Source organism: Bradyrhizobium sp. CCBAU 45389, from assembly GCF_028128625.1.
Taxonomy (GTDB): domain Bacteria; phylum Pseudomonadota; class Alphaproteobacteria; order Rhizobiales; family Xanthobacteraceae; genus Bradyrhizobium; species Bradyrhizobium liaoningense_B.
Genome location: NZ_LBIY01000085.1, coordinates 23,870 through 38,724 on the forward strand (window position 1 = coordinate 23,870; position 14,855 = coordinate 38,724).

Annotated in this window: 16 protein-coding genes and 1 tRNA gene; 3 read left to right on the top strand and 14 right to left on the bottom strand. The window is 64.5% G+C overall.

Going from position 1 to position 14,855, the window contains the following annotated elements:
• From XH79_RS15240 to XH79_RS15255, 4 genes are read right to left on the bottom strand one after another with little or no spacing between them, the layout of a single operon-like run.
• The gene (locus XH79_RS15240) at nucleotides 1–408 is read right to left on the bottom strand and encodes a thiol-disulfide oxidoreductase DCC family protein (RefSeq protein ID WP_271582147.1); all 408 of its coding nucleotides are present in this window, start codon (nucleotides 406–408) and stop codon (nucleotides 1–3) included.
• A 60-nt stretch (nucleotides 409–468) separates the two neighbouring features.
• Nucleotides 469–1,785 carry an SDR family oxidoreductase gene (locus tag XH79_RS15245; RefSeq protein ID WP_271582148.1) on the bottom strand — a complete coding sequence of 439 codons (1,317 nt, stop codon included), beginning with the start codon at nucleotides 1,783–1,785 and terminating at the stop codon, nucleotides 469–471.
• 8 nt (nucleotides 1,786–1,793) lie between these two features.
• The gene (locus tag XH79_RS15250) at nucleotides 1,794–2,261 is read right to left on the bottom strand and encodes a DUF2269 family protein (protein WP_271582149.1); all 468 of its coding nucleotides are present in this window, start codon (nucleotides 2,259–2,261) and stop codon (nucleotides 1,794–1,796) included.
• Complete coding sequence (locus XH79_RS15255; RefSeq protein ID WP_271582150.1) at nucleotides 2,258–3,157, bottom strand: alpha/beta hydrolase family protein; 900 nt, start codon at nucleotides 3,155–3,157, stop codon at nucleotides 2,258–2,260. Before XH79_RS15255 ends, XH79_RS15250 begins: the two co-directional genes overlap by 4 nt.
• 262 nt (nucleotides 3,158–3,419) lie before the next feature.
• On the opposite strand from XH79_RS15255, the gene XH79_RS15260 reads away from it, so the two are divergent.
• Complete coding sequence (locus XH79_RS15260) at nucleotides 3,420–3,929, top strand: GNAT family N-acetyltransferase (protein ID WP_212346250.1); 510 nt, start codon at nucleotides 3,420–3,422, stop codon at nucleotides 3,927–3,929.
• Between the two features lie 178 nt (nucleotides 3,930–4,107).
• Nucleotides 4,108–4,644: an inorganic diphosphatase gene (gene ppa / locus XH79_RS15265; protein ID WP_271582151.1), complete on the top strand. Its 537-nt coding sequence runs from the start codon at nucleotides 4,108–4,110 to the stop codon at nucleotides 4,642–4,644.
• 109 nt (nucleotides 4,645–4,753) lie between these two features.
• Here ppa and folD read toward each other — a convergent pair whose 3' ends face one another.
• From folD to XH79_RS15280, 3 genes are read right to left on the bottom strand one after another with little or no spacing between them, the layout of a single operon-like run.
• Nucleotides 4,754–5,638 carry a bifunctional methylenetetrahydrofolate dehydrogenase/methenyltetrahydrofolate cyclohydrolase FolD gene (gene folD / locus XH79_RS15270; protein WP_212346247.1) on the bottom strand — a complete coding sequence of 295 codons (885 nt, stop codon included), beginning with the start codon at nucleotides 5,636–5,638 and terminating at the stop codon, nucleotides 4,754–4,756.
• 9 nt (nucleotides 5,639–5,647) lie between these two features.
• A complete protein-coding gene (locus XH79_RS15275; protein ID WP_271582152.1) occupies nucleotides 5,648–6,007 on the bottom strand; it encodes a DUF167 domain-containing protein in 360 nt (119 codons plus the stop codon).
• Between the two features lie 15 nt (nucleotides 6,008–6,022).
• The gene (locus XH79_RS15280) at nucleotides 6,023–6,313 is read right to left on the bottom strand and encodes a YggT family protein (protein ID WP_018645113.1); all 291 of its coding nucleotides are present in this window, start codon (nucleotides 6,311–6,313) and stop codon (nucleotides 6,023–6,025) included.
• 205 nt (nucleotides 6,314–6,518) lie between these two features.
• Between XH79_RS15280 and XH79_RS15285 the strand changes: the two genes are divergently transcribed.
• Nucleotides 6,519–6,594, top strand: a tRNA-Ala gene (locus XH79_RS15285).
• A gap of 232 nt (nucleotides 6,595–6,826) precedes the next feature.
• Here XH79_RS15285 and XH79_RS15290 read toward each other — a convergent pair.
• The 7 genes from XH79_RS15290 to XH79_RS15320 all read right to left on the bottom strand — a co-directional run bounded on the left by XH79_RS15290 (nucleotide 6,827) and on the right by XH79_RS15320 (nucleotide 14,728).
• Nucleotides 6,827–7,639, bottom strand: a complete 813-nt coding sequence (locus XH79_RS15290; RefSeq protein ID WP_271582153.1) for an enoyl-CoA hydratase — start codon at nucleotides 7,637–7,639, stop codon at nucleotides 6,827–6,829.
• A gap of 125 nt (nucleotides 7,640–7,764) precedes the next feature.
• Complete coding sequence (locus XH79_RS15295) at nucleotides 7,765–8,559, bottom strand: glutamine amidotransferase (protein WP_271582154.1); 795 nt, start codon at nucleotides 8,557–8,559, stop codon at nucleotides 7,765–7,767.
• A 193-nt stretch (nucleotides 8,560–8,752) separates the two neighbouring features.
• Nucleotides 8,753–9,532, bottom strand: a complete 780-nt coding sequence (locus XH79_RS15300) for an SDR family NAD(P)-dependent oxidoreductase (protein ID WP_271582155.1) — start codon at nucleotides 9,530–9,532, stop codon at nucleotides 8,753–8,755.
• 219 nt (nucleotides 9,533–9,751) lie between these two features.
• Entirely contained in the window at nucleotides 9,752–10,240 is a 489-nt protein-coding gene (locus tag XH79_RS15305; protein WP_271582156.1) for a tellurite resistance TerB family protein, read from the bottom strand.
• A 255-nt stretch (nucleotides 10,241–10,495) separates the two neighbouring features.
• The gene (locus tag XH79_RS15310; protein ID WP_271582157.1) at nucleotides 10,496–11,905 is read right to left on the bottom strand and encodes an adenylate/guanylate cyclase domain-containing protein; all 1,410 of its coding nucleotides are present in this window, start codon (nucleotides 11,903–11,905) and stop codon (nucleotides 10,496–10,498) included.
• Between the two features lie 50 nt (nucleotides 11,906–11,955).
• Nucleotides 11,956–13,323, bottom strand: coding sequence for a cytochrome P450 (locus XH79_RS15315; protein WP_271582158.1), 1,368 nt, complete (start codon nucleotides 13,321–13,323; stop codon nucleotides 11,956–11,958).
• Between the two features lie 34 nt (nucleotides 13,324–13,357).
• Nucleotides 13,358–14,728, bottom strand: coding sequence for a hydrolase (locus tag XH79_RS15320; protein WP_271582159.1), 1,371 nt, complete (start codon nucleotides 14,726–14,728; stop codon nucleotides 13,358–13,360).
• Between the last annotated feature and the right edge of the window lie 127 nt (nucleotides 14,729–14,855).

Sequence of the window (14,855 nt, forward strand, 5' to 3'; positions counted from 1 at the left end):
CTACTCAATCACCCGCGCCCGCAAATCCGCATCCGGCACGAAGCACGCATCGTACTTCCCAAAAATGCGATAGCGGTTGCGCGCGATGAGGCTATAGATCGGGTCCCGCAGCGGCTTCGGCACGACGAACAATGCGCGCACCCAGCCCCAGCCGGGGAGCTGTGACAGCACCGTCAGTGCGGCGTCCGACTTCATGAACACTTCGCCGCCATGGACCACGGCGTTGGTGTCGGGATCGCCGGGGTCGATGCCGAACGTGCGCGCCAACCGCGCCCCGTAATCCGATTGAACCGGCGTGAAACGAAACCTCTTCTGCGTATCGCGCCTGGCGACGAAGCGCACCCAGCGCGAGCAGAAGATGCAGACGCCGTCGAACAGGATGACGTCATCGTCGGGCCATTTTGGCATCAGCTTCTCTCTTTGACGCGTTTTCTTCACGCGAACCGGGATCCACTTCGCTCGAAAACGCTATCGGTGATCCAGCATCAGGAGTGCGACCAGCATCAGCACGATCGCCGGCCCGGTCTTCACCAGCGCACCGAGCGGCTCGATCCAGAGGTCGGGCGTCAGGATCGCCGCGCCGACCATATAACCGAGCGACGCCACAATGCCCGCCGCCAGGCCGACGGCCGCGGTGCGGCGGAAGGCGATCAGCACGCCGATGCTCATGTCCATCAGGCTGGTGCCGATGGTGATGGGATCGACCAGCGCGGGCGGAAAATTGTGTGCGGTCAAGATGCCGGCGGCGGCGCGGTAGGACACGAACAGCGCGATGAAGCCGGAGACGAGCCAGAACGCGACCAGGCTCGCGACGATCAACGCCTTGACCAGGAACAGCCGCGCGAACCATTTGTCCTGGATGGTGGCGGGGTGGCGCCCGATCGTCTCTGCCAGCGTCTTCGGCGCGATGCTTGTCGCGGCGATCCAGACTGACGGATCGCCCGTCACGCCGCGACGGAGCTCAGCGATCGCGGTGGAACGCATCGGCGGCATCCAGCCGAGATAATTGGCGAAATCGCCGATCTTTGCCCCGAGATCCAGCATGAAGGTCGGCATTGGGAGGCGCGGCCAGCCGGCCGTGCCGAACGCATGGCGAAACTGCTTGATGACGCCGGCCATGCTGACGGGCTCTGCCTGCATCAGATCCCAAGTCAGGGCTTTGACGGAGGCATCGTCGATATCGCGCGCGGCGAGCCAGGCGATGGTGGCCGAGATATCCTCGACCGCAACGGGCTGAAATGGCGTCGCCATTTCCTTTTCCGGCAGGTCCAGCGGAAAGGCAGCGAGTGCGCGCAGCATCGCACTCCCACCGTAGGCGGACGGAGCGACCACGAAGCCGGGGCGCAAGATGGCGTAGGGAATGCCGGATGCCGCGATCAGCCGTTCGGCCTCACGCTTAGTCGTCGCAAAGGCTGTCCGATCGGTATCAGCGGTGCCGGGAATCGAGATGTGCACCAGCCGGACCGCGCGGCCGCTGTCGGCGACAGCCTGAAGCAGGCGCGCGACGAAATCGCGATGCACGGCGCCCGTATCGCTGCCGGGTCCGTCCTGGAGCACGCCGAGGCAGTTCACGACGAGGTCGACGGAGTGCTCGCTGAGAAGGTGCGTCAGCGCTGCCACGTCGAGCGAGAGGATCGGCAGCTCGATGTCCAGCCCGCTCATCGTCTGCGCCGGCGACAAGCTGCGGGCCACACCGATCACGCGAAAACTCCGTGCGCGCAAATCGTCGGTGACGAAGCGGCCGATCAGGCCGGAGGCGCCGAGCACTAAAATGGTTTTCATCATCGCGTCGCTCAAAACGGCTTTGCAATCATCAGCCAGAGGATCAGCATCGTCGCTCCGAAGCCGGGGAAGCCGAACGCGAACCAGCGGCGGAACAGCACGAAATAGCGTTCCGGCAGCGCCGCGCGCTGATCGGCAGCCTTGCGCGCGAGATCGCGCATCTCGATCTGCATGAAGACGACCGGCACCCAGAACAAGCCGGCAATGGCATAGAGCGCGAGCGAGACCAGCAGCCAGCGCTCCGTGATCGGCGTCGCGGAGAGCAGCATCAGCAGGCCGCCGCTGACCGGCTGGAGGATCACCGCCGACAGCGTGAAGATCGCATCCGCGATCACCACGACCGAAGCGGTGCGCGCGATGAACTCCGCATCCTGCGAGCGATGCGCCATCAGCATGAAGAAGGCGATGCCGGTCCCGGTGCCGAGGATGACGATGGCGCCGAGCACATGGAAAAATTTGACCAGGAAATACAGCGTCATGGCTTCTTGGTCGCCATTGGTTTCGACTGGTTCAGCGCACGTTCGAGGTCGATGCCCGCGGCTTTCACGCCGGCGTCAGTCTCGATCATCCCATGCCCCTCGTCGCCCACGGCGGGCAATGTGCGGAAATCGACCTTCCCGCCGGCGCTGCGAAAGGCATCTGCCAACGACTTCGAGAATGCCGGCGCAAAATAACTGTCATTGCTTGCGACGAACCATGTGACGGGAATACGCGCCGTCTTGCCGAATTCGGCTGCCGCCGCCAGCAGCGCATGTGACGCACAGATCCGGTTTGGCTCGTCATTGGCGTGGCCGCCGCGCCCCGGCGCAAACACCGTGATCGCGGAGATCGCCTTTGGATCGGCATTCGCGAGCGCCAGCGCGCCCCATCCACCGGCGGAATGGCCGATCACGATCGCGGCATCCTTGCGGATAAAGTCCTGCTTTCGCAAATAGTCCAGCGCGAGCGCGATTTCTTCGGCCGTCGCGCGGCCGGAGCGCGCATAGTCAGGCTCGTCGCAATCTCCCTGGTCCTCGACATAGCGGCCGCCGGTCGCACCATGGCCGAGCCGCTCCGGCACCAGCACGGCAAATCCGCGCGCGACGAGGAACGCTGCGAGCGGGCGGTATTCCGGTTGCGGCATTTGCGCACGACGCAACGCATTCTGTGTCGAAGCGTGCGCGATGACCGCAAGCCGGAATGGACCGGCGCCAGCGGGACGAAACAGCAGCGCATGCGCGGCGATGCCGGCATCCGGCGAGGGCACACGCCATTCCTGCCGGCGAAACGGCTCGCCCTCCGCGCCCGCTGCACCGAACGTGACCTGGGCGCACAGAGGCGACGCGGTCAGCAGGGTCAGCAGAGACAGGAGCGCAAGGATGTTGAAGAGCCGCATGAATGGCCAAAGGCGAGCACGGACAGCACCAGACTAGTAGGAACGAATCATTCTGGGCGGACTTTCTGCGTTGCCATTGCCGTTCATTGGTTGCCGCAACGCAGTTTTGCACCGACGCGTGGCAGGGGGTTGCCGTTCAAAGCAGCGGCTTGTCCTCTTTCGGTACAACATGGCCACAATACTGATGCAGAAAGTCCACAGGTTAACCGATAATTAACGATAGGTCTTGCCGCCGGCGCGGCGACTTGATTTGATCGCGTCCATGAGCACAACCCTGATCGAGGTCCGGCCGGCCAAAGCTGCAGATGCATCTGCGGTGGCATCGACGCATGACGAAGCCTGGCGTTCGGCCTATCAGGGCATCATTCCCGGCGCCGAGCTGGAGAAGCTGATCAACCGCCGCGGTCCGCAGTGGTGGGACAGCGCTATCCGCAAGGGCAGCCGCGTCAGCGTTCTGGTGTTCGGCGACAAGATCGCGGGTTATGCGAATTACGGCCGCAACCGCGCGCGCAGCCTGCACTTCGACGGCGAGATCTACGAGCTGTATCTGCGCCCCGAGTTTCAGGGCCTCGGCTTCGGCCGCAGGCTGTTCGCCGCAGCTCGCCGCGACCTGATGCAGAGCGGCCTGAAGAGCATGGTGGTGTGGGCGCTCTCGGACAACGATCCCGCGACCGAGTTCTACCGTGCCCTGGGTGGCCGCATGGTGGCGCGCTCCTCGGAGCGTTTCGGGCCGAAGTCGCTCGACAAGGTTGCCTTCGCTTGGACCAATTGAGCTGCTGAAGTCCGGCCGGCAGCGCTTTCCTTCCTTCGATACCGCCCGCCCAATGCGCCGGTGATCGCTGGATTCATTATTTCACAAAAACACGATGGATTGGCGGGCCAAGCCCGCGTATGACAGCGCCAAAATCGCTGCCGGGCGCGATTTAACCTCGGCAACAACGGAGCCTTGAATGCGTATCGATGCTATCTCGATCGGAAAAAACGTCCCCCAAGATGTCAACGTCGTCATCGAAGTCCCCGTGGGCGGCGAACCGATCAAGTACGAGATGGACAAGGAGGCCGGCACGCTGGTGGTCGACCGCTTCCTGTACACGCCGATGCGCTACCCCGGTAACTACGGCTTCATCCCGCACACGCTGTCGGACGACGGCGACCCCTGCGACGTGCTGATCATCAACACCCGCGCCATCATTCCCGGCGCCGTCATGAGCGTGCGCCCGGTCGGCGTGCTGTTCATGGAGGACGAAGCCGGCGGCGACGAGAAGATCCTGGCGGTGCCGTCGTCGAAGCTGACGCAGCGCTACGACAAGGTGAAGTCGTATTCCGACCTGCCCGACATCACGCTGCAGCAGATCCAGCACTTCTTCGAGCACTACAAGGATCTCGAGAAGGGCAAGTGGGTGAAGATCCTGCGCTGGGGCGGCCCGGAGGAAGCGCACAAGCTGATCCTCGAGGGCATCGAGCGCGAGAAGAAGAAGAAGGCGTAGTCGTCGTTTCGGGGCGCCTCGAAGAGGCGAACCCGGAACCTCGAGATTCTAAGGTGCGCAATTGCGCACCAGGGTTCGGCTCTGCGAGCCGCCCCGGAATGACGAACAGCTACACCGCCGGCTTCGGCAGGCCGGCGATTGCGCAGGCCGCGCGCAGCGTATTCACCAAGAGACACGCCACCGTCATCTGACCGACGCCGCCCGGCACCGGCGTGATGGCACCGGCCACGCCAAGCGCTTCCTGATAGGCGACGTCGCCGACGAGGCGCGTCTTGCCGTCCTCCTTCGGGATGCGGTTGATGCCGACATCGATCACGGTTGCACCCGGCTTCAACCAGTCGGCGCGCACCATCTCCGGCTTGCCGACGGCGGCGTAGACGAGGTCGGCGCGCTTCACGAGGCCGGGCAGATCGCGCGAGCGCGAATGCGCAATGGTCACCGTGGCGTTCTCGTTCAGCAGCAATTGCACCAGCGGGCGGCCGACCAGGTTGGAGCGGCCGATGACGATGGCGTTCATGCCTTCGAGCGAGGCATGCACGCTTTTGGTCAGGATGATGCAGCCGAGCGGCGTGCAGGGCGACAGTGCCTCGAAGCCGCCGGCGAGACGGCCGGCATTGTTCGGATGCAGGCCGTCGACATCCTTGGCGGGATCGATGGCGTTGATGACGGCCTCGGTGTTCAGCCCCTTCGGCAGCGGCAATTGCACCAAAATGCCGTGCACGGCCGGATCGCGGTTGAGCTTTGCGACGACGGCCAGCAAGTCCGCTTGCGAGACGTCGGCCGGCAGCTTGTGCTCGAACGAGGCCATGCCGGCGGCCTGGGTCTGGGTGTGCTTGGAGCGGACATAGACCTCGCTGGCGGGGTCGCTGCCGACCAGCACCACCGCGAGGCCCGGCACCAGATTGTGCTCGCGCTTGACCCGCGCGACCTCGTCGGCAACGCGGGCGCGGAGTTCCGCGGCGATGACTTTTCCATCGATGATCTTGGCGGTCATGTCAGTTCCTCAGTCTGTCGATTTGGCGTCTGCCGCTTTGGCCTGGACGAGCTGGCGCAAGGCCTCACCCAGCCGCGCCGGATCGCCGTCGACCGCGATCTGCTTCAACCGCGAGGTGGCTCCGGATAGCAGTTTCACGCTGGCTTTGGGCACCCCGAGCGATTTTGCCAACAGGACCAGAACGGCCTTGTTGGCCTCGCCACCATCGGCAATGGCCCGCACCCGTACCTTGAGCACGCTGCGGCCATCGGCCAATTGCTCGATTCCGTCGATGTCGTCGCGGCCGCCGCGCGGCGTCACCCGCAGCGCGATGCTGATTCCAGCGGCGGAATAACGCCAGGGTTCCTTGCGAGCCTCGTTCGCGACCAAGGCGCTCCAGCCTGCTCAGATCACGTTCGGGTAGATGTAGTACAGGATCACCCGCTCGATGAACATGATGATCAGGATCAGGATGATCGGCGAGATGTCGAGACCGCCGAGGCTGGGCAGGAAATTGCGAATCGGCGCCAGCAGCGGCTCGGTGATCCGGTACAGGAACTCCGCCACCGCCGACACGAACTGGTTACGCGTGTTCACGACGTTGAAGGCAATCAGCCAGGACAGGATCGCGGAGGCGATCAACAGCCAGACGTAGAGGTCGAGCACGATGATGACGATGTCGAGAACGGCACGCATGGCTTTTGAGGCCTCTGGCTATTGAAAACTCTGGCTTCGGTCGGGATTGACGCCTTTTGCTAGATATCGGTTCCCCCCCGCCCAAACAAGGGAAGTTCGGACGCCGGAATGGCTAAAACCGGGTTACACCCGTCCTTGACTTGACCTTGGCAGGGACTTAAATGGCGCCCGGTTGTCGGCCGCGTTCACCAGAGCGGCCAGCAAAGGGGCCATAGCTCAGCTGGGAGAGCGCGTCGTTCGCAATGACGAGGTCGGCGGTTCGATCCCGCCTGGCTCCACCAGCCTTCGCTCGCTTCGCGAGCTTCGGCTAGGCAAGCCTGGGGAAGTCCATCGTAGCGAAGTGAGCGAAGGCTGCCCCGCCATAGCCCGGAGGGCGACGGCGGGCTCTATCTACTGATCGGAATTCGCGAGCTACGGCTAGGCAAGCCCGGAAAGTCTCTCGTAGCGAAGTGAGCGAAGGCTGCCCCGCCATAGCCCGAAGGGCGACGGCGGGCTCTATCCGCAAATCTCCCCCTACCTCCCCGTAAACCTTGGCGGCCGCTTCTCCATGAAGCTCGCGACCCCCTCGCGGAAATCACTGCCTGCCAGCGCCACCATCATTTCCCTGTTGGCCTCGATCGTCGCCTCCGCGAGCGTCTGGAACGGGACATCGTAGAGCTGGCGCTTGATCACGGCCATCGCGCTCGGCGAGACGAAATCGGCGAGGTCGCGCGCATAGGCATAGGTTTCCTCGCGCAGCCGCTCGGGCGGGCAGAGCCGGTTGACCAGTCCGATCCGCAGCGCTTCCTCGCTCGAAACACGGCGCGCCGAAAGCAGCAGATCCATCGCATTGGCGTGGCCGACGATGCGCGGCAACATCCAGCTGATGCCGTGCTCGGCGATCAGCCCGCGCCGCGCGAAGGCCGTCGTGAACACGGTGTTGTCGGCTGCAAAACGCAGGTCGCAATAAAGCGCATGGACGAGACCGATGCCGGCGGTCGCGCCGTTGAGCATGGCGATGACGGGCTTCTTGATCGACGGATAGAAGCCGTAGCGCGTCTGCCAGTCGGGCCGGCGGTTCATGTCGAACGGCGGCAGGTTCGTTGCGCGCCTGACGTCATCGGGATCGAGGCCCTTCAGTGCATCCATGTCGGCGCCGGCACAGAAGGCGCGGCCGGCGCCTGTCAGCACGATGACACGGACATTGTCGTCGGCGTTTGAGGCTTCCATCGCATGACGCACGTCGCGCTCCATCACCGGCGTCCAGGCATTCATGCGATCGGGGCGATTGAGCGTGATGGTCGCGATCTTGTCGCTCACCTCATAGAGAATGTGTTCGTAGCCCATGACGCTCTCCCTTTGCTGCCGGCACGCGTTCGCGCGCGCTCGTTACGAACGAGCCTAGCATATCCAGGGATGGGAGAAGGACTTGCGCCAAGGCCTTATGCGAAGAACCTGCGCGAAGGCGCGGGTTACTCGGCGGCTTGCGCCAGCACCGGCCGGCGCGCCAGCCAGCCGTCGATGAAATGGTCGAGCCAGGCGCGCTCCGCCGCGTCATACACGGCCCGGTCCGCAAAGTGATGATGTCGCTCGCGCGCGCCGGGTGCGTTCAGGCCATCATAGCCGCGCGTGGTCCAGCAATGCATCATCGCGTAGGTCACATCGGGATGAAACTGCACGCCGAAGGCATTGCCGGCGCGATAGGCCTGGATCGGAAAATCATCGCCTTCCGCAAGCAGTTCGGCACCGACGGGCAACGTGAATCCCTCGCGGTGCCAGTGATAGACTTGCGCCGGCCAGTCCGGGCAGAGCGCGTGTCCCGCCGCCGTCGGACGAATCGGGTAATAGCCGATCTGGGTCAGCGCCTCCGCATGCGGCTCGACGCGAGCCCCGAGCTGCATCGCCAGCATCTGCGCGCCCAGGCAGATGCCGAGGAACGGTCGCTGTTCGCGAAGCGGAATTTCGATCCAGTCGATCTCGCGGCGGATGTAGTCGTCGGGATCGTTGGCGCTCATCGGGCCGCCGAAGAACACGGCGCCGGCATGCCGGTCGAGGGTTTCGGGCAGGGGATCGCCGAAGCGGGGACGACGGATGTCGAGGCGATGGCCGAGCGCGCGCAGCGCATTGCCGACGCGGCCGGGTGTCGAGGATTCCTGGTGCAGAACGATCAGAACCGGCAACCGGCTTTCGGAGGCGGCGGCGCTCGGCGCCTTCTTTCGGAAGGGCACCACTCCTGCGCCACCAAACCTGTCCGTCCGGAACGACATGGCCTCTGCGAGTGCTATCGGTTCAGACCGCCAGCATAGCTAAGCGATGGTTAACATCGTGTGAGTTTGCGCACACATGCCGCACTACTGAAGCAAGCTCCGGGCCACTACGGTCGCGAAGGGCTGTCTTCAAAGCGTTTTCGAGCGAAGTGGATACCGGTTCGCGTGAAGAAAACGCGTCAAAACAAGAAATCTAGTGCCTCTGCCGCTGGAACCGGCTGGTGGCGGACAGGATGAAGCCGCGCGGAAAGAATCGCAGCGCGAACGGCACAATCTTGATGCCGAGACCCGGCAGCACTGCCCGTTTGTTCGCCATCAGGCCGTGATAGGCCTGCCTGGCAACATCGGGCGCCGAAACGTTGAGAAGCGCCGTATTGTGTCCGGACCCGACACCAGCGCGGGCCTGGAATTCGGTCGGCACCGGACCCGGGCAAAGCACGGTGACGCGAACGCCCCGCGGCGCGAGCTCTGCCCGCAGCGCCTCGGTGAGTGAAATCACATAGGCCTTGGAGGCGTAGTAGACGGCCATGCCGGGGCCGGGCAGAAAGCCGGCAACCGATCCGACATTCAGAAGTCCGCCCTTGTTCCTGATGAGCTGATCGGCAAAGCGCAGCGACAGATCCGTCAGCGCCCGCACGTTGACATCGACAATACCGACCTGCTCGGCGCGGTCGCACTCGATGGCATCGCCGAACACACCAAAGCCGGCATTGTTGACGAGATGATCGAGCTCGACGTCTTCGGCTTTGAGGGCTGCGGCGATCTTCTCGCCGGCGTCCGCGTCCTGAAGATCGCAGGCGATCACGATCGGCTTCTTGCCGCCCTTGCCGGCGAGCTCATTGGCGAGCGCCTCCAGCCGGTCGGCCCGTCGCGCCGTCAGTGCGAGGCGGTGTCCGTTGGCGGCGAACACGCGCGCCAGCTCCGTGCCTATGCCCGCCGAGGCACCGGTGATCAACGTTACCCGCTCAGTCACGATCGATGTCTCTTGAATTGAAGTTTTTGGTCCCGCAATGGCGGAACGAGAGCATAGGCCGTGCGCGACAGGCAAGCGGCACCCGCCGCATGGCCGCTTGAGCGGACATCAGGGTAAGCAGAAAATCCGGGAATTTACGGGCAAATCCGGGAGGAGATCGCCCACATTAAAGTTTCGTCATGTGATCAACACAACCGGCCGTCGGCCGGTTTGCGCGGATCAACCGCTCACGGCGCTGTCCTGCACCTGCCCGCCGGCACGCTCCGCAACCGCGTGCTTGAGCTCGATCCGGTCGCGCTGGGAGATCCCGAGCAGGTCGGAGGCGCGCCAGACGACGTTGTCCTCGAACTCAGAGACCTGGCCGTCGGCATAGACCAGCTCCCACATCATCTGCACGATGCGCTTGCGGCCCGCTTCGTCGAGCGAGCGCATGATGACGCTGGTGAAATGGTAGAGATCGACGGCGTCGCCCTCGACCTGGGTCGCATCGGTGATCAGACGATCCGCCGCGCCGCGATCGAGCCCGAAATGGCTTTCGATCAGGCTGTGCAGCTTGCGCTGCTCGGCCGCGCTCGGCTGGCCGTCCAGCGAGACCACGTGGACCAGCAATGCAGTGGCCGCGAGCCGATAATCGCTGTCGCCGAATGCGCGGTCCTGAGCCTGGGGGGCAACAATGTCGGCGATGAATTGGCGCAGGCCGTCGAGCATAAGGTCCTACCAAAATCGATGCCGCCGCGGGATGCGGCGGCTACCAGCATTATATGAGTGGGAAACTCAACCGGCGCAACGTGCGTCAGTTTCGCGCGTGCATTACGTTTCGGCAATCTGGGCGAGGAGCGAGCCAAGCCTTCCAATGTCGTCCCGGCGAAGGCTACCCATACATCTTGCCCGTTTCAGAAATCACGCGGTATGGGTCCCGGCCCCCGTGCGCAATTGCGCACTCGGCCGGGACGACGTATGGAGTCACGGTATCTCGTACACCAGCATCTTGTCGGCGATGCCGCGCAGCGCGGCCTGTTTCTGGATCGGCTTGATCTCGCGCTGCTGGAGGAGTTCGGCGACCGCCGGCGCATCCGCCACCGGCCCAGTGATATGGATCTCCTGCGCGGTCGACAGGCTCTGCACGCGCGCGGCGATGTTGACGGTCTGGCCGAAATAATCCTGCCGCTCGTTGAGCATCACCGCGAGGCACGGGCCCTCATGGATGCCGATCTTGACGATGAGGTCGGTGGTGCCGCGCTGCTTGTTGAGCTCGTCCATCGCCGCGCGCATCCGCAGACCCGCGACGATCGCATGTTCGGGACGGACGAAGGTCGCCATCACGGCATCGCCGATGGTCTTCACCACCGCGCCTTTCTCTGAGGAGATGATCTCGAGCAGCGCATGGAAATGCGCGCGCACCAGATCGAACGCGGCGAGGTCACCGACGCGCTCGTACAGCGCGGTCGAGCCCTTCAGATCGGTGAACAGGAACGTCAGCGAGGTGATCTGGAGCCGCTGATCGAGGCTGAGATTGTCCGCCTTGAACACGTCGCGGAACGTCTGGTTCGACAGCATCCGCTTGGCCGTGAGAAACGGCTTGCGCTTGCCGATGAGATGATGAAGCGCCTCGGCCGCGATGAACACCGACGGCAGCACGCGCACGCCGGCCTGGTTCTCCAGCGACAGCCGCAACGGGCCGGGCCGCATCACCGTGGTCCCCGTCGGCGCCTGCACCTTGTTGTACATGATGGCGAGCTGCTGGCGGTCCTTGGTCGGCTCGCCCTGGACGTCGATGAAATGGGCGGCGTGCGTCACCGGCTCGAAGATGATGACGAAATCGCCCGGCAGCTGCAGCGACATGGTCGCCTTCTCGCCGGCCGGCAGCTCCATCGTGTCCAGCGTGACCTCGTTGGCGAGCGTCGCAAACGATTCCTTGTTGAAGTCGACGCCGGAGCTCCAGAACACCTGCTTGAAATATTCCCACACCGGAAGCGTATCGGGATCGTGTGCCGCGATGCGCCGGACGCGCGGGTTCACCGTGAAGGACACCTCGACCTGGTCGTCGACGGAGGCCTTGTAGCCGCAGGCGCAGAGCGCGCAGTGGTAATCATCGGGCTTGAGCGCCTTCAGGGTCGAGTGCGCCCCGAGCACGCCGCCGCAGCCCGGACAGAGCACATTCCAGCCGAGATCGAACAACCCGAGCCGCGCCGAATGCAGGAAGGCCGAGATCACGTGCTCCTCGTCGAGACCGTGCTGCGTGGAGAAATCGAGCACGTTGACGCGGTTGAGCTCGTGATCCTCGCCATGCTCGATGAGATCCGCAATCGCATCGACCACCTTCGCATCGGCGGTCTGCTTCAGAACGGAAAACTGGGCCTGGATGTCGCTCATGGCGGGGCTCTATCTCGGTTGAATCACGCCATCGGTCAGACGAGCACCTGTCATCGACGCGTGATGCGGAACAAGGGTGAGTGGTCCGGCTGGGTCGTGACGACGCCATGCGGAATCACGGGAGTCTCGTCGGCCAACTCGACACGGAAGGCGCCGATCAGCCGGGCCAGCGCCAGCACGGATTCGGCCTGCGCAAACGGCGCGCCGATGCAGACGCGCGGACCGGCGCCGAACGGCAGATAGGCGAAGCGGTCGGGCGCCTCCCTCGACATGAAGCGCTTTGGGATGAACGCGTTCGGCTGATCCCACAGCTTCTCGTGCCGGTGCAGCAGCCACGGCGCGATCATGATGATGTCACCCTTGCCGATCTCGATGCCGGCCGCGTTGTCCTTCTCGCGCGCGGCCCGCGCGACCAGGAACGCGGGCGGATAGAGCCGCATCGTCTCCTCGATCACGGCGCGGGTGAATTTCTGGCGATCGATATCGGCCATGCTGTCGAGATGTTCGTCCCGTGTCTCGGAGGCGACTTCCTCCTGCGTCTCCGGATCGAGTGCGAGCAGATAGAGCGCCCAGAACAGCGCCGCCGCCGTGGTCTCGTGACCGGCGAGAATCATGGTCGCGACCTCGTCGATGAGCTGCGCGTCGGAAAAGCCCTTGCCCGTTTCGGGATCGCGCGCCTCGTCCATGAGATCGAACAGGTCGCGCGGCGGCGCGCCGTCCTTCTTGCCCATTTGGCGCCGCTCGGCGATCAGCATCGAAACGAACTCGGTCCAGCGCTTGCGGAAGCGGGCGCGAGCCCGATCCATCGGGGTCGGCCAGGACACCGGCAGCAGCATGTCGAGGAAGTAGGGACGCCCGAGCCGCTCGCCATATTCCATGACGAAGTTGCGCAAGGTGGCGCCATGCTGATCCATGCCGAACGAGAACATCGTGCGTCCGGCGATCTCGAGCGTCATGCGCTGCATGACCTCGCGCAGGTCGACCGGCTCGCTTGTGCGCGCGTCGAGCTTGGCGATGGTCTCGTCGAGCACCGCCGTCATGTGCGGAACGAGGTTTGCGGTCGCGCGCGGCGTGAAGGCCGGCGCGAGCGTGCGGCGCTGAAACGTCCAGGAATGACCCTCTGCGATCAGAAGGCCCTCACCGAGCACCGGACGCAGCATGCGGATGCCGGCCGGCGTGCGCGTGTAGTTTTCGTAATTGGTGAGCAGGACATGCCGGATCGCATCCGGCTGGTTCAGGATGAAGCTGTTGCGGAAGACGAAGCGGCCCGGGATGACCTCTTCCTCGTAGGCACGCTGCCCCCAGGTGGCGATCATGTTGCGTCGGATCACCGCGAGCTTAGCAAGGAACGACATGTTGTCGGGCGCACGCGGCGGGGCCGGAGGGACGATGGGCCGACGCACACTGGCGATATTCATGGCTCTCTCCCGCAGATCTGGCGCAAATGAATAGCTAGTAAGTCATCTCGGCAATCGCAATCCTGTTCTCGGCGGCCGGCCAGAGGCGTGCCACAATCCGTTCTTCGCCGAACTGGGCCACGATGTTACGCCCGATCTCGGCGGCCGGAAGCCGCAATGTTGCTGCCGCATCGGTGGGCACACCCGGCTTGACGTCGGCGGGCTCCTTGCCGTCGAACAGCACCACGTCCCGTGGCAGGCCGAAATAGCCGCGCGGACGCGACATGATCACGATCGCGCCGGCGTCCTTGTCCGCCTGCCCGAGCGGGCGCGCGGGCCGGAGGTGCACGACGTCGGACGAGCGCGGGAAGGGTGAACGATAGAAGTGCGTGGTCGGCGCATCCGGCGCTGCCAGGACGAATTCGAGCGACCAGGCGGGATCGACCTGCGCCGGGCCCCAACGGCCGTCGGCGCCGGTCTTCGCGCTGTGCACGGCACCGCCCTTGCGCTCACCGGTATCGGGGTCGACGCGAAAGATCTCGACGGTTGCACCCGCCACCGGGCGGTTGGTCGATACGCCGCCGGGCGTGCCAGTGACGAGACCGCTCAGGCGGACACTCTGCTCCGGCACGACCGCAATTCGCTGGGGCTCGCGTCCGGCAATGAACTTGTAGATCTCGCGGAAAGCGCGCGGATGGAACGCCACCTCGCGATGATCGAGCGCGCCGAGCACGAGATTGGTCGCACCCTTCAGCTCCGGCCCCTCATTGGTGACGCCGGTCGGCGTGCCGGGTTTGCCGATGAAGCGGCCGTCGGCTTGCGCGTATTTGTCCATGCCGTCGCTGCGCAAGGTGAGGAAGGCGACCCCTGGCGTCACCTCGCTCTCCCCCTCGTTCAAACCGCGCAGGAACGGCCCGCGGCCGTTGAACTCGTTTCCAAGCTGGTCGTCGGTCGCGAACACACCGTGATTGGGCGTGCCAGACAGCACGGCGTGGCTGACATCACCGGCACCGCCGCTTCTGATGACGTTGCGGATCGCGTTGCCGCCGCGCGAACTGCCGACCAAGGCCACGCGCGGAACTCCAGTCCGGCGCTTCAGCTCAGCGATGGCGGCGGCGAGCTCGCGGCGCTGGTCCTCCGTCGAGGAGCGGTTCGCCTGCTCGACCTTGTCGTCGCTGCGCGCCAGCGGATCGGTGAAATTGATCGCCATCATGCGATCGCGCCCGATGCCGTTGGATTCCATCCGCCACAAGGTCGTCATCCAGAGCGCGTCGTAGTCGCCGTTGCCGTGGACGAACAGGATCGGCGGCACTTCCGCGTTTTGCACGGCGGGCGCCGTCTGGGCCAGCGCGCCCATCCGCAGGCTCGCAGCCGCGAAGGGCAAGCTGCCCGCCCCCAGCAGGATCGTCCGTCGCGACAGCCTCATCTATTCCTCCCCGGCAAAACCATCTTTGCACCGCTTATACCGGCCTAACCACTGGACAGCGAAGGACTTTCGCGGGCATCACTGACTTTGCCGGAATCACCCGAAGACCACTTCTGCCAGCCCAAAT